Source organism: Nocardia sputi, assembly GCF_023501985.1.
In genome coordinates, this window is record NZ_JAMFLC010000032.1 from 14,737 (window position 1) to 37,413 (window position 22,677).

General features: G+C 67.5%; 24 protein-coding genes. 11 read left to right on the plus strand and 13 right to left on the minus strand.

All coding sequences use genetic code 11. The features are described 5' to 3' along the window. Positions 1-2: 2 nt before the first annotated feature. On the minus strand, positions 3-845 hold the full coding sequence (locus M8859_RS32580) for an SDR family oxidoreductase (RefSeq protein WP_159919244.1): 843 nt from the start codon (positions 843-845) through the stop codon (positions 3-5). Between the two features lie 72 nt (positions 846-917). On the opposite strand from M8859_RS32580, the gene M8859_RS32585 reads away from it, so the two are divergent. The 6 genes from M8859_RS32585 (at position 918) to mbp1 (ending at position 5,755) form a co-directional block, all read left to right on the plus strand. Next, positions 918-1,496: a TetR/AcrR family transcriptional regulator gene (locus tag M8859_RS32585; RefSeq protein ID WP_159919242.1), complete on the plus strand. Its 579-nt coding sequence runs from the start codon at positions 918-920 to the stop codon at positions 1,494-1,496. A gap of 104 nt (positions 1,497-1,600) precedes the next feature. Further along, complete coding sequence (locus tag M8859_RS32590; RefSeq protein WP_159919240.1) at positions 1,601-2,254, plus strand: PadR family transcriptional regulator; 654 nt, start codon at positions 1,601-1,603, stop codon at positions 2,252-2,254. Positions 2,255-2,314: 60 nt separating this feature from the next. After that, positions 2,315-3,322, plus strand: coding sequence for an esterase/lipase family protein (locus M8859_RS32595; protein ID WP_372492965.1), 1,008 nt, complete (start codon positions 2,315-2,317; stop codon positions 3,320-3,322). A 156-nt stretch (positions 3,323-3,478) separates the two neighbouring features. Further along, complete coding sequence (locus M8859_RS32600; protein ID WP_159919236.1) at positions 3,479-4,057, plus strand: TetR/AcrR family transcriptional regulator; 579 nt, start codon at positions 3,479-3,481, stop codon at positions 4,055-4,057. Next, positions 4,054-5,271, plus strand: coding sequence for an NADH:flavin oxidoreductase (locus tag M8859_RS32605; RefSeq protein ID WP_195071739.1), 1,218 nt, complete (start codon positions 4,054-4,056; stop codon positions 5,269-5,271). The genes M8859_RS32600 and M8859_RS32605 overlap by 4 nt, the downstream gene beginning before the upstream one ends. A gap of 238 nt (positions 5,272-5,509) precedes the next feature. Further along, on the plus strand, positions 5,510-5,755 hold the full coding sequence (mbp1, locus tag M8859_RS32610) for a microaggregate-binding protein 1 (RefSeq protein WP_159919232.1): 246 nt from the start codon (positions 5,510-5,512) through the stop codon (positions 5,753-5,755). 102 nt (positions 5,756-5,857) lie between these two features. Here the strand turns inward: mbp1 and M8859_RS32615 are convergent, their stop codons facing one another. Together M8859_RS32615 and M8859_RS32620 are read right to left on the minus strand one after the other, a co-directional pair. Beyond that, complete coding sequence (locus tag M8859_RS32615; protein ID WP_159919230.1) at positions 5,858-6,085, minus strand: hypothetical protein; 228 nt, start codon at positions 6,083-6,085, stop codon at positions 5,858-5,860. Between the two features lie 302 nt (positions 6,086-6,387). After that, positions 6,388-7,596 (minus strand): acyl-CoA dehydrogenase family protein, encoded by a 1,209-nt coding sequence (locus M8859_RS32620; protein WP_159919228.1) that lies wholly within the window; start codon positions 7,594-7,596, stop codon positions 6,388-6,390. A 159-nt stretch (positions 7,597-7,755) separates the two neighbouring features. On the opposite strand from M8859_RS32620, the gene M8859_RS32625 reads away from it, so the two are divergent. Together M8859_RS32625 and M8859_RS32630 are read left to right on the plus strand one after the other, a co-directional pair. Next, on the plus strand, positions 7,756-8,622 hold the full coding sequence (locus M8859_RS32625; RefSeq protein ID WP_249645405.1) for a TetR-type transcription factor C-terminal domain-containing protein: 867 nt from the start codon (positions 7,756-7,758) through the stop codon (positions 8,620-8,622). Positions 8,623-8,756: 134 nt separating this feature from the next. Then, positions 8,757-9,704: an alpha/beta fold hydrolase gene (locus tag M8859_RS32630; RefSeq protein ID WP_159919224.1), complete on the plus strand. Its 948-nt coding sequence runs from the start codon at positions 8,757-8,759 to the stop codon at positions 9,702-9,704. A 32-nt stretch (positions 9,705-9,736) separates the two neighbouring features. On the opposite strand, the gene M8859_RS32635 is transcribed toward M8859_RS32630, so the two are convergent. Further along, entirely contained in the window at positions 9,737-9,895 is a 159-nt protein-coding gene (locus M8859_RS32635; RefSeq protein ID WP_249645425.1) for a hypothetical protein, read from the minus strand. Positions 9,896-10,202: 307 nt separating this feature from the next. Between M8859_RS32635 and M8859_RS32640 the strand changes: the two genes are divergently transcribed. Further along, the gene (locus M8859_RS32640) at positions 10,203-11,078 is read left to right on the plus strand and encodes an alpha/beta fold hydrolase (RefSeq protein ID WP_159919222.1); all 876 of its coding nucleotides are present in this window, start codon (positions 10,203-10,205) and stop codon (positions 11,076-11,078) included. Between the two features lie 35 nt (positions 11,079-11,113). Here M8859_RS32640 and M8859_RS32645 read toward each other — a convergent pair whose 3' ends face one another. After that, positions 11,114-11,344, minus strand: a complete 231-nt coding sequence (locus tag M8859_RS32645) for a hypothetical protein (protein ID WP_159919220.1) — start codon at positions 11,342-11,344, stop codon at positions 11,114-11,116. 959 nt (positions 11,345-12,303) lie between these two features. On the opposite strand from M8859_RS32645, the gene M8859_RS32650 reads away from it, so the two are divergent. Beyond that, positions 12,304-12,903 (plus strand): SLATT domain-containing protein, encoded by a 600-nt coding sequence (locus M8859_RS32650; RefSeq protein WP_159919218.1) that lies wholly within the window; start codon positions 12,304-12,306, stop codon positions 12,901-12,903. Between the two features lie 178 nt (positions 12,904-13,081). Here M8859_RS32650 and M8859_RS32655 read toward each other — a convergent pair whose 3' ends face one another. The 8 genes from M8859_RS32655 to M8859_RS32690 all read right to left on the minus strand — a co-directional run bounded on the left by M8859_RS32655 (position 13,082) and on the right by M8859_RS32690 (position 21,108). Beyond that, on the minus strand, positions 13,082-14,824 hold the full coding sequence (locus M8859_RS32655) for a GMC family oxidoreductase (RefSeq protein WP_249645406.1): 1,743 nt from the start codon (positions 14,822-14,824) through the stop codon (positions 13,082-13,084). 49 nt (positions 14,825-14,873) lie between these two features. Beyond that, positions 14,874-16,331 (minus strand): flavin-containing monooxygenase, encoded by a 1,458-nt coding sequence (locus M8859_RS32660; RefSeq protein WP_249645407.1) that lies wholly within the window; start codon positions 16,329-16,331, stop codon positions 14,874-14,876. A gap of 454 nt (positions 16,332-16,785) precedes the next feature. After that, on the minus strand, positions 16,786-18,009 hold the full coding sequence (locus tag M8859_RS32665; RefSeq protein ID WP_195071742.1) for an oxygenase MpaB family protein: 1,224 nt from the start codon (positions 18,007-18,009) through the stop codon (positions 16,786-16,788). Beyond that, positions 17,960-18,622: a TetR/AcrR family transcriptional regulator gene (locus M8859_RS32670; RefSeq protein WP_249645408.1), complete on the minus strand. Its 663-nt coding sequence runs from the start codon at positions 18,620-18,622 to the stop codon at positions 17,960-17,962. Before M8859_RS32670 ends, M8859_RS32665 begins: the two co-directional genes overlap by 50 nt. A 387-nt stretch (positions 18,623-19,009) precedes the next feature. Further along, a complete protein-coding gene (locus M8859_RS32675) occupies positions 19,010-19,705 on the minus strand; it encodes a cupin domain-containing protein (protein ID WP_159919208.1) in 696 nt (231 codons plus the stop codon). Positions 19,706-19,813: 108 nt separating this feature from the next. After that, positions 19,814-19,972 (minus strand): hypothetical protein, encoded by a 159-nt coding sequence (locus M8859_RS32680; RefSeq protein ID WP_159919206.1) that lies wholly within the window; start codon positions 19,970-19,972, stop codon positions 19,814-19,816. A 38-nt stretch (positions 19,973-20,010) separates the two neighbouring features. After that, entirely contained in the window at positions 20,011-20,637 is a 627-nt protein-coding gene (locus M8859_RS32685) for a hypothetical protein (protein WP_249645409.1), read from the minus strand. A 150-nt stretch (positions 20,638-20,787) separates the two neighbouring features. Beyond that, positions 20,788-21,108: a cupin domain-containing protein gene (locus M8859_RS32690; protein ID WP_159919202.1), complete on the minus strand. Its 321-nt coding sequence runs from the start codon at positions 21,106-21,108 to the stop codon at positions 20,788-20,790. A gap of 63 nt (positions 21,109-21,171) precedes the next feature. Between M8859_RS32690 and M8859_RS32695 the strand changes: the two genes are divergently transcribed. After that, positions 21,172-22,581: an aminotransferase-like domain-containing protein gene (locus tag M8859_RS32695; protein WP_249645410.1), complete on the plus strand. Its 1,410-nt coding sequence runs from the start codon at positions 21,172-21,174 to the stop codon at positions 22,579-22,581. Positions 22,582-22,677: the final 96 nt, after the last annotated feature.

Here is a 22,677-nt window from a genome sequence, read left to right on the forward strand (position 1 = left end):
CGTCAGGCGAAGACCGCTCGATTGCGCATGGCCCACTCGGCGTACTTCGTAGCGGGGCGTCCGAGCACGCGCGGTACATCGGGGCTGATCCGCTGTTCTGCGGGTGTCGGCTCGCCGAGGATCGTCAGCGTGTGCTCGACCACCGGCTCCGGCATGAAACCGAGCATCGCCGAATGCGCCTGCGCCCGAGTCAGTTCCACGAATCGGAGCCGCTCGTCCAGTGCCTCGCCGAGCGCCTGGGCCTGGGTTCGTGGAGTGGACAGTTCGGGTCCGGTGAGGGTGTAGACCTGCCCCGCGTGCCGGTCGTCGCGCAACGCTGCCGCTGCGACCGCGGCGATGTCGGCCGGATCGATCGAGGGGAGACCGACGTCACCGAACGGCGCGGCGACCAGACGTTGCGTGCGCACCGATTCCACCCATGCGTAGGTATTCGAGAAGAACCCGGCCGGTCGCAGGAAGGTCCAGTCCAACCCCGACTCCCTGATCGACTGCTCGTAGGCGATGAGCCGGGCGTAGCCGGCCGCCTCGGGCCGGGTCGCCACGCCCTGTGAGGACACGAAGACCACGCGCCGCACGCCGCCCGCCGCGGCGGTTTTCAGCACCCGCTCTGGTTCCGGACCCGCCACCAACTGCTCGCCGGTGATCAAGAGAAACAGGGTATCGGCTCCGGTGAAGGCGGAGGAGAGGCTCTCCGGCTCGCCGAGATCGGCTTGAACCGATCGGACTCCCGCGGGCGGTGGGTGGCCGGCATGCCGTGCGACGGCCGTGACCTCTTCCCCGGCGTCGGCCAGCAAGCGCACGAGGGGCGCGCCGATATTTCCGGTGGCTCCGGTGACCACGATCATGACAACTCCTAAGTTAGTTGGCTGACTTAATAAACGTAGCCGGTCGTACCCGCATTGTCTACAGTTAGTTGTATGACTGACTCAGGGACGGCAACCCGGATGGGCAAGCGGGAGCGGCTGGTCGAAGCTGCCGTGCGGGTGTTTTATCAGCAGGGCGTGGAGAAGACGACCATCGCCGACATCGCCCGCGCCGCCGAGGTGCCCGTCGGCAACGTCTACTACTACTTCAAGACGAAAGACCAGCTCATCGAGGCGGCCATCGGCTCGCACGCCCGCATTCTGGAGGCCGTGATCGCCGCGAGCGACCGGCATGAGAAGCCTTCGGAGCGGCTGAAGGCGCTGATCGCGGGTTGGGTCGCCGAGCGTGACCAGACCGTGCGTTACGGCTGCCCATTCGGCACCTTGTCCTCGGAATTGGACAAGCGGGGTGACGGGTTGGATACCGCGGCCGCGGATGTGATGCGCGTGCTGGTGGACTGGGCCGAACGACAGTTCGCGGAGATGGGGCGCGCCGACTCCCGTGAGCTCGCGGTCGCATATGTCGCGGCTTATCAAGGTATTTCCCTGCTCACCAACACTTTTCGGGACCCCGAGCTCATGGTCGACGAAGGGGCGCGGCTGGCGCGCTGGATCGACTCGCTGGTGATCTGAACCTTTTCTCGCGCCCGCGTCGGAGAACTCCCTTGCACTCGATGCATTGCCGATATATCGTCGATAGCGTGAAACGACGAACACGAGAGCCCTGGGAGGCTGACATGGAACACCGAGAACATCGAGAATTCGGCCGACGTGGCCGCGGGCCTTTGCCCGGCTATGAGGGCTTCGAACACGGCTCGCGCTTCCGCAGGGGCGGACGTCACGGCTTCGGTCCCGAGTTCGGTCCGGGGTTCGGCCCCGGCTTCGGCCCGGGTTTCGGCCCGCACTTCGGTCGCGGGCGGGGTCGCGGCGGCCGGGGCAGGCGCGGTGACGTACGCGCCGCCGTGTTGCTGCTCCTGGCCGAGCAGCCCATGCACGGATACGAACTCATCCAGCAGATCCGCGAGCGCAGCAACGACATCTGGCGGCCGAGTCCTGGCTCGATCTATCCTGCGCTGGCGCAACTGGAGGACGAGGGTCTGGTCCTCATCGAGAAGGTCGCCGGGCGCAAGACCGCTAAGCTCACCGAGACCGGTACCGAGTACGTCGCGGCGAACCGGGACGAGCTGGGCGATCCCTGGGCGGACGTGCGGGAGGACGTCGGAGCGCAGGCGATGGACCTGCGCGGGCTCGCCGCGCAGCTGATGGGCGCGGTGGCGCAGGTCGCCGCGGCGGGTACTCCGCAGCAGGCGGCGCGTGCGGCGGAGTTGCTCACCGAGACCCGCAAGTCTCTTTACCGCATCCTCGCCGAGGACGAGACCCCCGAGAAGTAGGGGAGGCGAAACACCCCGATACGGCGAGCATTTCGAGCCGATCGGAGAGATCATTGTGAGATGCGACAGCCGACTGCAGCGGGAGCTTGGAGTATTTCACACTTGCGTGGCGCCGTGCTGGCCTTGGTGGTCGCCGGCGCCGCCGCGCTGGGCCCGGGCGTGGCGGCGGCCGAGCCGCCCGGTTTGCGTCCGGCCGATGTGCCGACCCACCCCGCGCCGCCGCAGTCCGACCACCTGGCCGCCGCGTGGTATCAGAAGAGCCACCCGAACGCGGTACCGGCCGGTACCAACAACTTCGGCTGCGTCCCCAGTGCCGAGCATCCCCGTCCGGTGGTGCTCGCGCATGGTACCGACTCCTCGGCCTATTCCGACTGGGCGGGGATCGCGCCGCGGCTCACCGCGGCCGGATTCTGCGTCTTCGCCCTGAATTACGGCGGTAAACCCGGTGCGGAGAGCTACGGCACCGAGGATCTGGTGCTCAGTGCCTACCAGATCGGCGCGTTCGTCGATCAGGTGCTCGCGGCGACCGGCGCGGGCAAGGTCGACCTGGTCGGGTTCTCGCAAGGCGCCAACGTGACCCGCTACTACGTCAACAAGCTGGGTGGTGCGCCCAAGGTCGAGCAGTGGGTCGGCCTCGCCTCGCCCAGCTACGGCGGTGTGATGTACGGGCTGGTGCCGGTCGCCCAAGCGATCCCCGGCGCGTTGCAGGCGTTCGCACAGGTGACTTCGCTCGCCGCGGTGCAGCAGGCGGAGGGGTCGCCGACCATGCTGGCTCTCAACGCGGGCGGCGACACGGCGCCCGGCGTGGGGTACGTGACCATCGGCAGCCGCGTCGACGAGATGATCCAGCCGTTCGAGAACATCGCGCTGCGGGGGCCGGGTGCGCGGAACATCGCCCTGCAGGACTTGTGCCCGGTCAACCACACCGGGCACTTCCACATGGTGTACGACCCGTTCGTACAGGAGTTGCTGCTGACCGTGCTGGATCCGGGCAGTCCCGCGCCGGTGTGCCGGGCGGTCCCGATCGGCACCGGTATTCCCGAGGTGATCATCGCGGGCAACTCCTGAGCCGGAGGTCGCCCGAAGACCGCTCCGCGGAGGCGGTGAACAGCCCCGAGCGGAGCTACTACGACCGCAAGGCACGAGGCATACCTAGGGTCGCTTGCGTAAACGATAGTTCAATCACTGATTGAACCGTCGATGGAAACGTGTTTCACTGGTCGCATGCCGAAACAGGTCTCCGAATCCGTGAACACTCGCGAGCGTCTACTGACAGCCGCCGAACGGCTGCTGCTCGAGGGCCGCTACGACGAGGTGTCGGTGCGGGGGATCTGCGCGGAGGCCGGAGCGAATCCGGCGGCGGTGCACTACCACTTCGGATCGAAGGACGCGCTTGTCGCGGCGTTGCTGGAGGCGCGCCTGGGGCCCGTGTGGGAGGACCGGTTGTCAGCTGTCACCAGCGGACCGGGGTCGATCACCGACGTTGTCGACGCGGTGATCGAGCCCTTCGTCGAGTTGTCCGCCGATCCGGTGGGGCGCATGCACCTGAGGTTGCTGGCGCAATTCGTGCTCGGCAGGCAGGTGACCGAGTGGCGTCAGCCGTGGTTCCGCATGGATTCGTGGGTGAGCCTGTTGCCGGGGTTGAGCGAACGGGAGAGCAGGCGTCGGTGGATGTTGGCGTTCGACCTCCTCATCATGCGATTCGGCAGTGCGGAGCACCGAGAGATATCGCAGGAGGCGGTCGCCACCCTCCGGGAATTCGTGGTCGCCGGATTGACCGCGCCGACAGGAGAGAAACGATGAACGACGTATTCGCCCCGGCCCAGCTCGGGCCGATCACCCTGCGCAATCGGGTCATCAAGGCCGCGACATTCGAAGGTCGTACCCCGGACGCCGTCGTGACGGACGAATTGATCGAGTTCCACCGGGAGGTCGCAGCCGGTGGAGTCGGGATGACCACCGTCGCGTACTGCGCCGTCGCGCCCGGCGGCCGCACGGACCGGCACCAGATCTGGATGCGTCCGGATGCGGTACCCGGGCTGCGGAGGCTGACCGAAGCGGTGCACGGGGAGGGTGCGGCGGTGAGCGCGCAGATCGGTCACGCCGGTCCGGTGGCCAACGCCGCCTCCAACCGGGCTCCGGCGCTGGCGCCGAGCCGGATGCTCAGCCCGCTCTCGATGCGCATGATGCGAAGCCCCGACGAGAACGGGATCCGCGAGCTGGTGACCGCCCATGCCGACGCGGCGAAGCTGGCCGAACAGGCCGGTTTCGACGCGGTCGAGATCCATTTCGGGCACAACTATCTCGTGAGTGCGTTCCTGAGCCCGAAGCTCAACCGCCGTGCGGACCGGTACGGCGGGAGTTCGGCCAACCGTGCGCGGTTGGCGCGCGAGATCGCCGCCGCGGTACGGCGAGCCGTCGGCGGCAGGCTGGCGGTGACCGCGAAGCTGAATATGGAGGACGGCGTGCGGGGCGGGCTCACGGTGCCCGAATCGGTGCAGGTCGCCGCCTGGCTGGAGGCCGACGGCACCTTGGACGCGTTGGAACTGACGGCGGGTAGCTCACTGCTCAACCCGATGCTGCTGTTCCATGGCGACGCGCCGCGGCAGTCGTTCGCCGAAGTTCTTCCAGTGCCTGCGCGATGGGGATTCCGAGCCGTGGGCAAGGCTTTCCTGAAGGAGTACCCGTATCGGGAGGCCTACCTGCTCGAGCGGGCACGGCACTTCCGGCGGGAACTGTCGATGCCGCTGATTCTGCTCGGCGGCGTCACGAACCTGGACACCATGCGGCTCGCGAGGGCGGAAGGCTTCGAATTCGTCGCCATGGGGCGTGCTCTGCTTCGGGAACCGAATCTGTTGCATCGCATCCGGTCGGATGCTTCCACCCGGTCGGCCTGCGTCCACTGCAACGAATGCATGCCCACGATCTACACGCGTACACGCTGTGTATTCCGTCCCGACTTGCCGGGGGAGCCCGTCGACCTGACACTGTCGGGCGACGGTGGTGTGGAGACGTAAGCTCGCCGCACCCGCCCGGCTCGTCCTGTCGCCGGTCCAGTAGACGGCGATCAATGGCGGAAGCTCGGAGAATCCCGCCATCGCGGGTGAGGACGGCGTCGATCTCCGCTGAAGCACCCCGCCTGTGAGCGGGCCGGATACGCGCGCGAGGGCGATCTTTATCGCTGGAGACGGTTCGAGGCCGGTCTCCCGGGTATGCGCGTTGTGTCAGCTTGTTCCGATATTCCAGGAGGTTGTTGTGGCTGAACATGGAAGCGGTGCTCGTGAAGGCGTCGAAGGCGTCGTCGAAGATGTCAAGGGCAAGGTGAAGGAAGCAGCCGGTACCGTCGCCGGCCACGAGGACTTGAAGGACGAGGGCCGCGCGCAGCAGGACAAGGCGGAATCGCAGCGCGAGGCGGCCGGGAAGGAAGCCGCCGCCGAGAAGGCGAGGGCCGAGGCGGACGTCGACGAGGCGCGCCAGTCCGCGCATCAGCACGGACGCTGATTCCCCTGGGTTCATCTCCCCGTCAGTATCCGCCGCCGTCAGCCGCGCTGACGGCGGCGGATCTGCGCGGGGGTCGATGAGGCACCGGCTGATCCGACGCCGCTATGCGAATGGCTCGACACCGGCCACGAAATCGAGGTTCGTGGCTTGTTCGGCTACCTCCGGCCCCGAAGTGATGACCACTCGATTGGCGCCGCCGTCCTGAACGACTTCGGCGCGGGTTTCCCTCAGCCAGTCGAAGAACTTCTCTCGGTTCGCCGTCAGCGTGACCTCGTCGCCGGGACGCCCTGGATCCAGAAGAATGATGTATCGGCGGTCTTGCGCCGGCATCCGGCTCTCCTTTCGATCATCCTCGACGCAGTCCGATCACTGTGTCCGCCGCACGACTCGGGGAGTCGCTCTCGCCCTCGCATAGCCTCGACCGCGCGGGCGGACATGAAGTCCGGATGTTACGCGGAGACTCGTCACCATGGCGGCACACGCGGCCGAAGTCGGTGCGCCCTCTTCGTCGTGTCGGTCGGCGGCATTCGTCAACGGAACGTTCGCCGAACTGGTCCGCGCCTGAAGCCGCCCCCGGCTGCGGTCGTTCCTATCCGGTGTGTCGCGCGCCCGGCGGTGAACGCGAAGCCGGATCACGCCCGGTCGGTTCCCGCCCGGCGCGCGGCACTGACCGCTCGCTTGGCGATCGCCCATCGGTGCACCTCGGAGGGGCCGTCGTAGATACGGAAGGGCCGAACTTCGCGGGAGAGGCGCGCCAGGGGCAGGTCGTCGGAGACGCCCAGCCCGCCGCACAGCTGAATGCTGCGATCGACGATGCGGAAGATCGCCTCGGCGGCGAAAGTCTTCGCGATGGAGGTGGCGTTGCCGGCGTGCTCCCCGTTGTCGAGTTCCCAGCAGGCGCGCACCAGTAGCGCGCGGGTGGCGGCGATGTCGATCTCGTTGTCGGCGATCATCTTCTGCGCCATGCCGAGATCGCCGATGCGCGCACCGAAGCCTTCCCGCTGAGCGACTCGCTCGACGGCGATGTCGTGGCCGCGCCGCGCCGCGCCGAGCCATCGCATCACGTGCGTCATGCGGGCGGGACCCAGCCGCACCTGGGCGTATTGGAAGCCGCGGTCGACGGCGCCGAGTACCGCTTCGTCGGGGACGAACATGTCTTCGAAGAAGACCTCGCAGTGGCCGCCGATCATGGCCCGGTCCAGCGTGGTGATGTGCCTCCCCACGCGCAGGCCGGGAGTATCGGCGGGGGCCAGGAACATGGTCGCGCCGCCACGTTGCCCCGGTTCGCCGGAGGTGCGTGCCATCACGATGAAGAAGCCGGCGCCGTCGGCGCCGGTGATGAAGTGCTTATGGCCGCTGATGCGCCAGCCACCGGCCGCGCGCACGGCGCGAGTGGCCAGCGCCGCCGGGTCGGAGCCGGCGCCCGGCGCGGGTTCTGTCATCGCGAAGGCCGAGCGCACTTCACCGCGGGCCAGCGGTTCCAGATAGCGCGACTTCTGCTCCGGGTCGGCGATGTGAGCGAGCATGTGGACGTTGCCCTCGTCGGGCGCCGCGATGTTGAGCGCTGCCGGGCCGAACAGGGAGTAGCCCGCCTCCTCGAAGACCGGCGCGCGATCCGACATCGACAGCCCGTGACCGCCGTACTCGATGGGCGCGTGCGGTGCGAAGACTCCGGCATCGCGCGCCCGCTCGTTCAGCGTGGCGCGCAATGCGTCCCCACCCGCGGCGGTGATGTCGCCGTGGTGTTCGTCCTCGATCGGCAGCACCGTCTTGCGCACGAATGCACGGGTGCGGTCGGTCAGCGCCCGAACCTCGTCGGAATAGGTCAGATCGATCGGCATCGCATTCCTCCTCGACATCCGGAGCCAGGGCGGAGAACCGAGCGATCGGTCCGCCTGAACACTGTCCCACTGGTCAGCTGCGGTGTCAAAATACCAGGACAGAGCCTATATCTCCGATTGGGAAGCGATTCTCCACAGCGTTCAGTTATTCTGAACAACATGCCGAACGAGGCCGAGTACGCGACACCGCACGAGGCGATTCGCCGCGCGCGCCGCGCCGCGGGTCTGTCGCTGCGCGAAGTGGCGCGGCGTCTCGAGGTGAGCCCGGCGACGCTCAGCGCGGTGGAAACGGGAAAGACCGGAATCTCCCTCGCTCGGCTCACCCGCCTGTCCGACGTGCTCGGTGTGCCGGTCACCCACTTGCTCGGCGCCACGTCTTCCGCAGCCCGTCCGGTCACCGACCGGCCCGGGCCTGGGCCGGGTGCGCCGGGCGGTTGGCGTGTGTTCGCCCCGTTGGATGTCGACCCGGTGCTGGCGGCCGCCCTCGCCTCGTTCGTCGAAATCGGCTATCACGGCACGACCGTGCGCGCCGTCGCCCGGCGGGCGGGAACCAGCGTCCCCGGCCTCTACCACCACTATCGCGACAAGCACGACCTGCTGGTCCGAATCCTCGATCTGACCATGGACGAACTGCACTGGCGAGTTCGCGCCGCCCGCGCCGAGGGCCGCGACAGCGTCCACCGGGTGCGCCTGATCGTCGAAGCCTTGGCCCTGTTCCATACCCACCGCCGCGACCTCGGTTTCATCGGCGCCAGCGAGATGCGCAGCCTCTCGCCGGGCGAACGCGCGCGCATCGCCCGCTCGCGCAGGGACATCCAAGCCATCCTGGACGACGCGATCGCCGAGGCCCACGCCGAGCGCCGGATCCGCACAACCGATACCCGGGCCGCGGGGCGCGCCATAACCACCATGTGCACCGCCATCCCGCAGTGGTTCCGCGAGTCCGGCCCGGCTACGCCGGAGGAGGTGGCCGCACGATACGGCGATTTCGCTCTGGGCATGCTCGGAGCCGATCCGGCGAGTTAGCCGCGGCAGCTCCTCCACCTTGGGTGGGGATCGGCTCCACCTCGGGGGGCGGACCTCAGCACTCGGGGGCCTGATGCCAGCGGCGAATCCGGCGCAGAGTTGGACAAGTCACCATCAGCGAACCGGAGCCGCCCATGTCGATCCTCAGCACAATCCCCACCTCGGCGGAACGACGTGCCACGGTTTCGACCGAAGACGGCGTGGCGCTCGCGGTCCGCGAATACGGACCGCGAGACGCCGATCTCACCGTCGTCCTGCTGCACGGACATTGCCTGCGCACCGAGTCCTGGACCTACGTCCGCGACGCGCTGCTGCGCCGCTACGCCGGCGCGCGGGTAGTCTGCTACGACCACCGCGGCCACGGAGAGTCCGCCGCGGCGTCCCGGCGGACCTACAACCTCGAGCAACTCGGCCGCGACCTGCGCGACGTTCTCGACGCGGTGGCGCCCACCGGACCGGTCGTCCTCGTCGGACACTCGATGGGCGGCATGACCGCGCTGACCTACGCCAGCCGCAATCCGCACGAGATCGGCACCCGTATCGTCGGCGTCGCACTCTTGGCGACCGCCGCGAGCGGCCTTGCCGACGCCGGTTTCGGCCGCCTCCTGCGCAACCCGGTGGTCTCGCTGTTCCAGGCGGCCGTGCGTCGTGCCCCAGGCGTGATGCACCACGCGAAGCTCATGGCCTGCAAGCTTTTCGCGCCGGTCATCCGCACCGCCGAATTCGGTGATCGCAAGGTGAGTCCTCGGGTGCTCGCCCTGGCCAACGCGATGCGCAACGAGACGCCGATCGTGACGATGGCGAGCTTCTTGAGCGACTTCATGGTCTATGACCGGACCGACGCCCTTCCGGTTCTGTCGCAGATCCCCACCTTGGTGCTGTGCGGCTCCGCCGATCTCATGACACCGCCGTCGCATTCCGTCGCCATGGCCGCCGCCGTCGAATACTCGGATTTCGTGATGGTCGATGGCGCGGGCCATTCCGTGATTCTGGAGCAGCCCGGCCAGGTGGCGGCAGCCATCGCACGGCTGATGGCGCGGGCCGACACGGTGAGCGACGATCTGCTCACCTTCGCCGCGTAGCTCGTCATGCTCCGTCGCGGTGCTTTCACGCTTCACACGCAGCGTTGGCGGAGTTTGCCGTTGACCAGCTTGCCGGTGGGGGTCCCCGGCAGGTCGTCTGCGAAGTCGAAGCTCCGGGGCACTTTGTAGCGCTCGACGCGGTCGCGCAGATACGCGCAGCTGCCCGGCGAGTTCCGAGCCGGGCTCGGCATCCGGCGCCGGCATCCGAAATCGCCGGCACGCCACTCGACTCCGGGTTCACGCTGCTGCGACTGGAATCGACGGTCATCGACTCGGGCGACGTGTTCCAGCCGCCCACGGTCACCGAGGCCGGATCCGGTCTGCCTGCCGTGCGCGGCCGCTATGACGCCAGGGTCTCTCGGCCTGATGGCGTTCGGGGCCCTGTCGTTCTTCGAAGCGAAACACCGGCGAACCTATGGAGGGGTCCCGGTATAGAGCCTTCGCAGTTTCGGGACAGCGCCGAGTTCAGAGCGTCTCGATCGGGGTAGACGCCAGTACATGAACGCAGCGATTCGCCATCACACAGTCGACATCGACGGAATCGAGATCTTCTACCGGGAGGCCGGTCCCGAGGACGCACCGGTGGTGCTGTTGCCGCACGGATATCCCTCCTCGTCGTTCCAATATCGCCATTTGATGGCCGCACTCGCCGACCGCTGGCGTCTGGTCGCTCCCGATTTTCCCGGCTTCGGGTACAGCGCCACACCGGACCGCTCTCGTTTCGCCTATACCTTCGAGGCTTACGCCGAGTTGCTCGATCGGTTCGTCACCACGCTGGGCTTGTCCCGCTACGCGCTGTACCTGTTCGACTACGGCTCGGCGGTGGGCTTCCAGTTGGCTATTCGCAACCCGGACCGGGTCACCGGCTTGGTGATCCAGAACGGCGACGCGTATGAGCAGACGCTGGGTCCGAAGTACCGGACATTGCAGGAGTACTGGGCCGACCCGACGCAGACCCGCCGGGCCGCGCTGGCCGAAGCGGTCACCGAAGGCGGTCTGCGTGAGGAAGTGCTCGGCGAGGTCCCCGCACACGTCGCGGATCGGATCAGCCCCGATCTCTGGCGGTTGTCGTGGGCGTTGATGGAACCGCGGCGGCGGGAGATCATGGTCGATCTCTTCGCGGAGGTCGGCCGGAGTGTGGCGATGTTCCCGAAGTACCAGGCGTACCTGCGCGAGCATCGCCCGCCGACCATGATCGTCTGGGGTCCATGGGACGGCTATATGCCGGAACCCGCCGCCCGCGCCTACCTGGAGGATCTACCGGACGCCGAACTGCATGTCCTCCAAGACGCGGGGCACTGGGCCCTGGAGACGCACCTGTCGGAGGTCGTCGGGCTGCTGCGGGACTTCCTGGAGCGGGTAGCGGTCGGGTGAACCGTTCCGGGGTCTGTCGCTGCCCGGCCTCGTGTCTACTCGTGCGGTTCGACGTCGAGGACGTATTCGAGGTCTTTTATTTCATCGGCCCGTTCCGGGGAACAGGAGATCACCACTCGATCGGCTCCGCAGAGTTGAACGACCTCGGTGTCGGCTGTTATCTCCAGCCACTCGAAGAACTGCGTGCGGATTCCCGTCGTGGTGGCGCTCTCGCTCAGGATCCAGGGATCCAGACGGACGAGATAGGTGCGGCGGCGTGCCGGCATGAAACTCTCCTTCGATCGTCCTGGGCTGGAGCAGTGCCTTCGGGGCCGTCGGTCGAGAAGTTCCCCGGCCCTTGTCGTCGAGTGGTCGTAGCGCGGGTCGGGGATCGCTGCTATGGGGGAGTTACCCCACCCGGTCGAGAGCACGCGCGTGCGAGGTTCGCCTGTGGTCGACCAGCGCTCCGGATCGTCCGTCCGCCGACGCACGGTTCGGTCGCCGGCCACTTGTTCGTATAGATAGCTCGCCGAAAGCAAAATCGGGCGGTGGTATGCACGAATGCAGGCATCGAAAGCTCGGATTACCGGTTTCCGGATGCTTGTGATTGAGCGATCCCTTGGTTATCGCGACATCAAGGCGTCACGGTTTTTCATCGGGAATCCTGTACGTGGCCGCAACAGTGCGTCGAGATTCACCCGAAAGGGGTGAATCAACGCGGGAAGCGAACTGTTGGAGAGGTTTTGGGAGCCATTTCCGGCTGCGGGTCCGCCGCGACTCGGCCGGTCGGGGTTGCCGGAAAGCGGCGCCACGGTAGCCCGCAGTGCGCGGCGTGGCCCACCGCTTCATCCATTCCGACGAGCGCCGTCTCACTGCCGGGTCGTGCTGCGCGTCCGGGCGCGGACGCTGAAGCTCTGCGGCGCGGGCTCGGCCGGCCGGAGGCCGGGGCGGATCGGTGGGCGGGTCGGGTGGTGCGGTACCTGGTCGACAGGCCTGACCTCGGCTCGATCGGAGCCGGATCGGCAGCTGTGCCGCAACCCGCGGAGACACCGACGGCATCACTCCCGTGCGCACGGCGGGCAAGCGGTGGTGTGGAAATCGCCACAGGTCCGAATCCCATTGTGGCACCGCGTCGCACGTGTCGCAGGCGCGATCGGGCGCGGGGGACGTCGGCGGCGGCGCTCGCTCCACCGGCGGTACAGTCGATCGGGTGATCATCGAGGCGAGTGGGCGATACAGTACGGCCGTGACAGAGCACCGATCGCCCTTCGGCGGGGATCGCTCGCAGGACCTCGGGGTGCCGCCTTCGCTGGACCTCCGCTCCGCCGACTGGTCGAGTTCCGATGAGACCCTTGCCCGGCTGTTCCAACGTGTCGAGTCGTATGCCATAGACGCACGCGATTGGTATTCGAGGGACAGACTGACGAAGCGGCGGACGAGCCTAGCCCTCACCGCGGCGATGCTCGGGCTGGGCTTACTCGGCATTCTGGTGCCACTGCTGACGACCGCCGGGGTCTCGGCCGTCGACCCGAGTTGGGGATACGCTTTGCTCACCCTCGCCGCCGGTTGTGCGGCGATCGACCGATTCTTCGGCATTTCGACAGCGTGGATGCGTGACATGCGAAGCGCGCAGTCGATCAACGCGATGTTGTGCGATTTCCAGCTCGAGTGGGCATCTGTTTCCAGGGCGCCCGCCAATTCCAACGGGGAGATAGACCGGCGGATGGTCCTGCTCCGAGATTTCTCGCACAGGGTCAACGAGGTGATCGCACGCGAGACCGATATCTGGACAGCGCAATTCCAGGTTTCGGCGGAATCGCGGATGAGCAGAGCCGACCACAGATAGAGCCGGTAGCCTCCGCCGTCCGATCGCGGGAGAGCTCTGAGGCACGCCCGGGTCACATAGCTGCACTGGCTGCCGTCGTCGCGACTCGGCGCGTGGGCGGCTCGTGACCGGGATGGCCGTGCGCGAGCAGCCACCGCGGCAAGTCGCGGCGACGGAAGCCGGTCGACCGGCTGGTCGGTCAGCCGCGTGTCTCGGCGGCCGGCTCGGGTCGATCGGCCGGCCCCTTGATCTCGACGATGGGCAGCCGCAGAGCGGCAGGCGCACCGGTCGGGACCACCGGGTTGCGCGGCGGCACCGGGGCGATGCGGCGGTAGGGCGCGCCCTGTTCGGGACGCGGATCCGGCTCACCCTTGTTCGGCCAGAGGGCAACGGCTCGCTCGGCTTGCGCGGTGATCGTCAGCGAAGGGTTCACACCCAGGTTGGCCGAGATGGTCGAGCCGTCGATGACGTGCAGCCCCGGATATCCGTGCATCCGGTGGTACGGATCGACGACCCCGGCCTCCGGGGAGTCGCCGATGACGCAGCCGCCGATGAAATGCCCGGTCATCGGGATGTCGAACAGAGCGCTCCAGCCCGCGGTCGGGATGCCGTCGATCTTGTCGGCGACCCGGTGGGCCACCTCGTGCCCGGCGGGCAGCCAGGTCGGATTCGGTTCGCCCGCGCCCTGTCTGGTGGTCATCTTGCGACCGAACAGACCACGTTTGGTGTAGGTGGTGATGGAGTTGTCGACGGACTGCATCACCAGTAGCCCGATCATCTGCTCCGACCAGCGGTGCGGGTTGTGCACGTGGAGGGCGTCGCGGCCGAGTTCGCGCATCGTCCGCGCCCACAGGCGCAGCTTCGGGGTACGCCCGTCGGGGTCGACCATGGCGGTGCCGATCAGGCCGATGGCGTTGCTGCCCTTGCCATAGCGCACCGGCTCGATGTGGGTGTCGTCATCCGGGTGAATCGATGAGGTGATCGCGACGCCTTTGGTGAAATCGGAGTCCTTGCGGCGGCTGCGTATGGACAGCAGCTCCTCGGAGTTGGTGCGCGAGAGCTCCCCCAGACGCGGAGAAATGTTCGGCAGCGACCCGCGGTCACGGAGTCGGTGCAGCAGCTTCTGGGTCCCCAGCGCGGCGGCGGCGAACACGACGTGCTCGGCGGTGAACGTCCGGCGGGCTTTGCGGATCAACCGGCCGGTGCGGGCGGTGGAGACCGCGTAACCGCCACCGGGCAGCGGTCGCACATCGGTCACGGTGGTGAGTGCGTGGACCGTCGCGCCGGCCTGCTCGGCGAGGTAGAGGTAATTCTTGACGAGGGTGTTCTTGGCATTGTGACGGCAGCCGGTCATGCATTCGCCGCAGTGCGTGCAGGTGCTGCGGGCGGGGCCGACCCCGCCGAAGAACGGGTCGGGTACATCCTGGCCGGGCCGCGCGCCGTTGCCGCCGAACAGGACGCCGACGGGGGTGCTGCGGTAGGTCGATCCGACGCCCATCTCCTCGGCCACCTGGGCCAGTACCCGGTCCGAGGGTGTGGTCGCGGGGTTGGTCGTCACGCCCAGCATCCGCTTGGCCTGGTCGTAGTGCGGGGCGAGCTCGTCCTTCCAGTCGGTGATGTGAGCCCACTGGCGATCCCGGTAGAACTTGTCCGGCGGCTCGTAGAGGGTGTTGGCGTACACCAGCGAGCCGCCGCCGACGCCCGCGCCCGCCATGATGAAGGTGTCTTTCAGCAGTGTCAGCCGCTGGATGCCGAAGCAACCCAGTGCGGGGGCCCACAGGTACTTGCGGGCGTCCCAGGAGGTCTTGGCGAAGTCGTCGTCGGCGAAGCGCCTTCCCGCCTCGAGCACGCCGACCCGGTAGCCCTTCTCGGTCAGTCGCAGTGCGGTCACGCTGCCGCCGAAGCCGGAACCGACGACCACCACGTCGTAGTCGAACGTCATCTGATCTCCACCAGTTGTCGAAGTTGTTGTCGTGAGGAGGTTCGCCGGGTCAAGCGACGGGCCTGAGTTCGAAGTCTGCGACGTCGAGCTTGCGGGTGCGCAACCGGTAGCTGGTGACGGTGCCGGGCCAGTTGTTGGTGATCCGTCCGGCGGCGTTGCGGTACCAGCTCGAGCAGAAGTTCCACGGGGTGCGGTCGAGGCGCTGCTGCAATGCGCGATCGAACCGGGCCTCGACCTCGGGACGCACCTCGAGTACGTGGCCCGGGCGTTCGGCCAGGCGCTCGACGGCTTGGCGGATATAGCGCGCCTGGGATTCGATCATGTAGACGATCGAGCCGACGCTGAGGTTGGTGTTCGGGCCGTACATCAAGAAGAGGTTCGGGTAGCCCGGAATCGTGATGCCCTGGTATGCCCGGGCGCCCTGCGACCACTCGTCGGCCAGCTTGCGCCCGGCCCGGCCGCAAATGCGCATCGGCCACAGGAACTCGGTTCCCTTGAAGCCCGTGCCGTAGATGATCGCGTCCACTTCGTGCAGCACGCCGTCGGCGGTGCGCACGCCGGCCGGGGTGATCTCGGTGATCGCGGTGGTTTCCACGGTCACGTCGGGACGGGTGAGCGCGGGTAGGTAGTCGTTGGAGAACAGCGCCCGCTTGCACCCGGCCGGATAGTCCGGGGTCAGCTCTGCCCGCAGTCGCGGGTCCGCCACCTGACGCTTCAGATGCCGCAGACCGATCCGGGTCACCAGCTTGCGGATGACCGGCACGTCGACGATGCCCAGGGAAAGGAATTCGCACAACAGCCAGAACGCGAAGCGCTCGGTGAGCCGGGTGACCGGCAGCAGCCGGAAGGCGCGGTGATGCCAGGGTTTGTACTCGACGTCGGGCTTGGGCATGATCCACGCGGCCGAGCGCTGGAACAGCGTCAGGTGCGCAACCGAGGGCGCGATCGCGGGCACGAACTGCACCGCGCTCGCGCCGGTGCCGATCACCGCTACCCGCTTGCCGGTCAGGTCGGCCTCGTGATCCCACTCGGCGGAATGGAAGGCCGTCCCGGCGAAGGTGTCCACGCCGGGGATGTCCGGCAGCGCGGGCCGGGAGAGCTGTCCGACCGCGGAGACCAGCACATCGCAGGTCAGCTGGGCGCCGTCGGCGGTGCGAACGGTCCACCGTCCGGTGGCCTCGTCGAACTCGGCGTCGGTGACCTCGCTGCGGAAGCGGATCTTGGACATCAGATCGTGATCGCGGGCGATGCCACGCAGATAAGCCAGGATGTCCGGCTGCTGGGAGAACCGCTTGGGCCAATCGGTGCGCGGCGCGTAGGAGTAAGAGTACAGCGGCGAAGGGATGTCGCAGCCCGCACCGGGGTAGGTGTTCTCCCGCCAGACGCCGCCGACCTCCTCGGCCCGCTCCAGGATCGTGACATCGTGCAGGCCGGCGCGCTGGAGTTCCATCGCCATGCCGAGCCCCCCGAATCCGGTGCCGATGATGACGATCGAAGGTGTGCTCATGGACCCAACGCTATGACCTGGGCAAAGTCCGATGCCAAACACCTGAGGTCAGAAAATCGACACTTTCGGCCATATCTGCGGGTGGAGCGGCCTTCACCCCGGGGTTCGGCGCGCGGAGGTAGGGTGCCGGGCACTCGCGCAGGTCCCCCTGTGACGGTGGCGCACTCCGCTACCGTCGCTGAAAGCGACTCTCCTGTCCGGCGACTCGCGCGGCGCGGTCGCCGGATCAGTGTCCCATCAGGCAGTTACAAGGTCATGCCGGATGATCACATCATCATCGGCATGCCGGGGAACATTTGGTTCCACCAGGAACGAGCCATCGCCATGATTTGATCCAAGGTCATCATTTTCTTTCGTCCTCTGCGGTATACGGCCCCGACCCATGAGTCGCCCTACCCGGTCGTCGGCACTTCTAACAACGAGAACGGCTGAAATTCTGTCCGTTCTGTCTGGGTCATGCGATTCGTCCCAGTGGTGGTGCGGATCGGCCGATGGTGGCGCTGCTTTCGCCGATGAGGCGTCGGAGGAACGCTTCTTGTTGTCGGCGGCCGTGGACAGCGGCGCGGTCCAGGCCTCCGGGAGTCAGGTGCCGGTAGGCACTGCGGGCGAGATTGACGGGGATGCGCAGGGCGGGATACCAGGGGAAGACGTAGGCGGGCAGTCCGAGGATCCGCATCGCTTTGGGTCCGAGGAATGCGCTGGTGACCGACAGGTGCTTGGCGCGGGCGAGCCGGCCGCGCAGAGCGGGCAGGTTGGGGTAGGACCAGTGCAGCGGATCGTCGGCCATGGGCAGGGCGAGCTGACGACTGGTCTCGTCGGGGTTGGTGATGGCGGTAAGGCAGTGGTCCAGAATGGCGACCCCGTCGCGGAAGCCGGTGGGAAGCCATTGTTCTTCGACGCCGATGAGCCAGCCGACGTAGCGGGTGAGGTGGGCGGCGGCGGCCAAATCGCGGGGCGAGGGGATGACGCCGAGCGCCATGCCGCCGACGACGGGTGCGAGCAGGGCCCCGACGAGAGTGGCGGCCATATCGGTCTGGTTGATCGGCAGGCCCCATTCCTCGGTGCGCCAGTCGGGCATGGCGGCGACGTGCCTGCGGACCAGGGAGTGGATGAGCCGGACATGCAGGGTGGAGCGGTAGCCGACACCGTAGCGATCCATGCCGTTCTCGGTGGACACGTCCATCGCCCATTGCAGGGTTTCGGCGAACCGGCGAGCCGGTCCCTTCTCCAAAGCGCCGGTGCGCAGGAGGGTCTTGTTGAACCCGGATGCCAGGTAGCCGCCGATGAAGGAGACGTCGCGAGCGAAGTACAGCCCGTCGTTGCCTCCGGAACGGAACACGCGCTCGCCATCGCGCAGCAGATGTGGGTCGACCCATGCCGGGGTGTCCTCGACGACGGTGAAGAACGCGCGCAGCGAGTCCGGAGCGTCGGGAACGCTGTCGATGCCCGACCGCAGCGCCTGTTCGAATAGCGGCCGCGTGGCGGCCATGCCTTCGGCGTACATCCACTCCACGAGGCGGTCCATCGGCTCGTCGCCGACCAGCAGTGATTCGCCGAGCGACTGCCAGCGCTGGGGGGAGGGCTTCCCGATGCGCAGCAGCGCGGCGATCGGAGCGAGGCCGGGTGCTTTACGGGGCCGGTCGGGGTGGCGAGCCGGAATTGTCGCGGACGCGGTCATGGTTTGGCTCCTCGTCGAGGCGGGTGATGCCGTGTTTCATCAGCGGCACGATGGTGGTGCGAATGAAGGCGCGGGCGCGCTCGTCGTCGGTGAAGTCGACACTGCCGCCACCGGGTGTGAGCATCAGCGAGTGGGCGAGGCGGGCTACGAGTTCGGCGACCGGGCGCGGGTCGTAGTCGTCGACGAGCCCCGAGGACTGGGCGTTGGTCAGCATGCCGACGATGTAATCGATACCGATGGACACCAGGCGTTCACCCTGCACAGTGGAGAACCGCAACGCTTCGTCGGGCGCCACCTGCAGCAGTTGGGTGACCAGCCGGTGGATGCGGGTCTGCAGCAGGACGTACCGCATCGTCTCCTCGATCTGGGCGTCCACACCGGCGGCGGTGGCGGCGATCGCGGTGACTTCGGCGAGCATGAGGCGGGTCTCGCGGGCGAGTACCGCTTCGATCAGGTTGTCCTTGCCCGCGAACCGGCGGTGGATTGTGATGCGGCTGAGACGGGCCACGCGGGCGATGTCCTCCATGCTGGCCCGGCGGATCCCCACCTGCAGGATGCGCTCCAGCGCGGCATCCAGGATCCTCTCGTCCACCTCGTCGGGCCGCTCCATCATGATATAAAAGTATAAAGCTTGTATCATTGTGTCAATGAATCATTCGAAGCCACGTACTGCGACCAGTCGACACCGCTGGTCGCTGAACCGACCTCTGAAACCGCTGCTGTCCGACCGCGACGCACTGCCCGCGGCGTGAACGAGCCGCTCCGAGCGGTAACCATTTCGGCGAATTGGGTACCTCCACCGATCTCCGCCATGACTACGGTCGCGGAGGCGAACGACCCACCCGCACAGGTAATTCACACGGACGGTGACTCAGACGGCGGCGATGCCGGTTCACCGCCTGCGGATGCCGTTCTTCTGATCGTGCGCGGGCGAACGATGTGCTCAGCTCCAGGCAGGGCGGTGTAGGAGTCGTCCGCTTCTCGACAGCGCGTCTGCGGGTCAGCCGATTCCCAGGTCCTCTCGGGCCTGGTCGAGGAAGGACGTCAGGAAGTCCGTGATCCCGGCGATCATCCGGTCGACCTCGGCGAGCAGCGGCGGGCCGCTCTGACGCAGGCCCTCATCGGTCTCCGCGGCCCCGCCGCGCGCGAGGAATGGACTGAGGTGATCCTTCGTGAAGGGCACGTAGTACTCGTAGGTGAAGCTTTCCAGCGCGGGCACGAACGCAAGGTTCCCGACCAGGAGGACAGTGGTCAACGTTCGCCAGATCAGCTGTCCCTTGTCCAGGAGTTCGAGTACTTGCGCACGGACTTCCGCACGGTCGGGCGGGTTCTGGGTCAATTCACCCTTCAGGCCGCCGAGTTCCTCGACGTACGCCATGAGCGTGGCAGCGAGCTCGGTGTAGACCGTCTGCCGGTTGTCACGCACCACTTGGGCGGCCTCGGCGTGTTCTCTTCTCTCCAGCTGGCTTTTGCTGACATAGATCGCCGATCCCGCCGAGACCCCGCTGGACAGTATCGCCACGCACAACGCGGTGATCAGGGCGTAGCGGCTACTGCGGGTCACGGCCCGCACGTCTCGTTCCAGGTTCGCCGCCGACGCGGCCGCCCGTGCCGTGGCTTCACCCGGCGGCGTGGCCGAATCTTCCGTCTCGGGGTCCGAGATGCTCTCGGGCTGGGGTTTCCTCTCGGTATCCATCGGCTGCACCGATCCTGTTCCGACCTGGGTTCACGCTGGCTGGTGCTCGAACCCAGCGTCTCCGGGTGACCGGCGCCGCGACAGAGTAGTGGGCTACTCGATTCGGAGCTATGTGTCCGGGTCTTCGTCCTGGTCGGCGTGCGGTCCAGGGCCTGCCAGGTTGCGAGGGGCATTGCCGGACCGCTCGGCGGACCGGCCGCCGAGGATGCTCTCTTCTCGGGCATCCTCGGCAGTGTCATCGGCGGAGATGTTGTCGGGTCGGGTCATAGGTGGCTCCCTCGGGTGAACTGCTGAGTATCGACCGATCAGCTCGCGGCGCGGTCGCGGAAATCGAGTACGAGACCCGCGTCCCATGCTCGCTCGATGATGTGGGCGATATCGATATCTCGTACGTCGCTGAACTCGGGGCCCGCGAACAGGTCATCGATGTAGCGCAGGATGTACTCGGCCACCATGGAGTCGACCCGCCCGACGCCTCCGACGACGCGGGAAGTGAGGTCGCGGGCGCGCATCCTCACGGTGAGGTCCTCGGCGCGGACATCGTCGGTGCGTATGAACAGTCCGCACGGTTCGCGGGGGATCAACGCGAGCCGGATCAGTACCCGTACCGCGCCGATGTATCGCAGCGTCCGTCCCGGCAGGCGGACGCGCAGGCGCAGCAGGATCGGTACCGCGATCGCCATATCCCAGGCGCCCGAATCGCATCGCGTGGCGTGCACGGGTCCGGTTTCGCCGATGGCGGTGGCGTGGACGAGTCCGTTCAACGCCACCGGTATCGGGCCGATCTCGATCCGCTCACCCACGATCTGCGTGACAACGTCGGCGATTCGCTCCGGTGTCGCGGCGGCACGCAACACTCGATCGGCGAAGTCCGTGCGCGACAACACCTCCGCCGGCACGCTGCCGGCTACCGTCTCGCGATGTTCGGCCATGTCGCTACCTCCGTCGTCAGCGGTCACCCGGAGTCGGGCGGATGCACACCGCACGTAGGTGACAACTACCCCGCCATCGCGATCTCAATCGAGAAAGCCGCCGCTGACGAGCCGCGGCCGACCGGCTTGCATCGGCCGAACCTGCCGTGTTCAGTTGCCGTACTGTTTCGTCTCAGGTCGCTCGATCATGAGCCCGTGAGCCGGTTGCTCTGCCACCGGCCGATGCTCGACTCCGCGCGGAACGACGAAGATATCGCCGGGACCGAGCGTCACCGGTTCGCGGTCCTGCAATTCGATGCGGAAGGTACCGCTCCAGCACAGGAACAGCTCGTCCTCGTCGTGGTGATGCCAGGGGAACGCACCGTGGAAGCGGGCGATGCGTACCACGGCGTCGTTCGCCGTGGCCAGGTCCCGCGGCTGCCACGGTCCGGTCAGGTCGTCGATGACATCGGTGATCGAAATCTTGCTCACGGCTTCATCCTGGCGACGGTTGGGGCTGGACCCTAGAGCCAATCGGGGCAGAATGGTTTGCTTATGGAGCCAATCGAACTCGCCGACCGTCTCGGTCGCTGGTCCGCCGACCGAGGGCCGTTGTATCTGTTGTTGGCCGGGCGATTGCGGACGTTGATCGATGACGGCGAGCTGCGGTCGGGCACGCGATTGCCGCCCGACCGCAGGCTGGCGAAAGCACTTGCGGTGGGCCGCAGTACGGTCGTGACGGCCTACGACCTGCTCAGCGCGGAGGGGCGAGTGGTGCGCAGGCAGGGGAGCGGCACCCGGGTCGCGGGGCCCGCGGAGATCCCGGCCCGGGAGACCACCCATTCTCCGGCCTTCTTGCAGCTGCTCGAACCGGACGGCGATGTCATCGCGCTCGCCTGCGCGGCCCCTACGACACCGCCGCCCGAGGTGATACTCGCGTATCAGCAGATCCTCCCCGAACTCGCTGCGGCCGACGGCGACATCGGGTATCGGCCGACCGGGCATCCGCTGTTGCGCAGGGCAGTCGCCGAGCGATACCGAGAACGTGGCGTGCCGACCGATCCGGAGCAGATTCTCGTCACCGGTGGGGGACAGCACGCACTGTCATTGCTCGCCCGCGCCCTGCTGCGGCCCGGCGACCGCGTACTGGTGGAGGCGCCCACCTATCCCGGTGCGCTGGAGGCGTTCCGGGAGGTGGCGGCGATAACGCGGACAGCTCCGCCGGGCCTCGGTGCGGTGACCCCTGCGGCGCTCGCCTACGTCGTAGCGACCTACCAGAACCCCACGGGCGCGGTTCTTCCCGCGCTGGCCCGGCGGACGCTGGTCGAGTCGGCGAGAACGGCCGGGGTGCCGCTGATCGACGACGAGGTGCTGACCGACCTCGGATTCCCGGGCACCGATCCGCCGCCCCCGCCGTTGGCAGCCTACGACGAGTCCGTGATATCCATCGGTTCGCTCAGCAAGATCGTCTGGGGCGGACTGCGCGTCGGCTGGGTGCGGGCACCGAGTCCTGTGATCGCCCGGTTGGCCCGGGTGCGCGCCGTGCACGATCTCGGCGGCAACATCCCGGCTCAATTGGCCGCCGCCTGGCTGCTTCGCGACCTGCACACGCTGCGCGAGCGAATCGCGCAGCAGCGCAAGGACAGTCATGATGTCCTGGTGACCGAGCTGACCGAGCGACTACCGGGATGGGAGGTTCCCACGGTGTCCGGCGGTCAGACACTCTGGATCCGCCTGCCCTACGGGGACGGCACCTCGTTCGCCCAGCGCGCCTTGCGGCACGGTGTCGCGATCCTGCCCGGCGCCGGTCTCGACGCCTCCGGCGGCAGCATCGACTACGTCCGGATCAGCTTCGTCGCCGATCCCGGCTCCTTGCGCGAGGCCGCGCGACGCTTGGCCGAGGCATGGCGGAGCTATGAACCACCTGACCGGCCCGCTCCGGCGCCGCCGCCACTGGCTGTCTAGGCCGCTGCTCATGTCGCGGTTCATTCGTGCTGCCGCTCGCCTTTCGACACGCGGACCGCGCTCGGCCCAGCCGACACCGGAGATCGGACAGCCCTC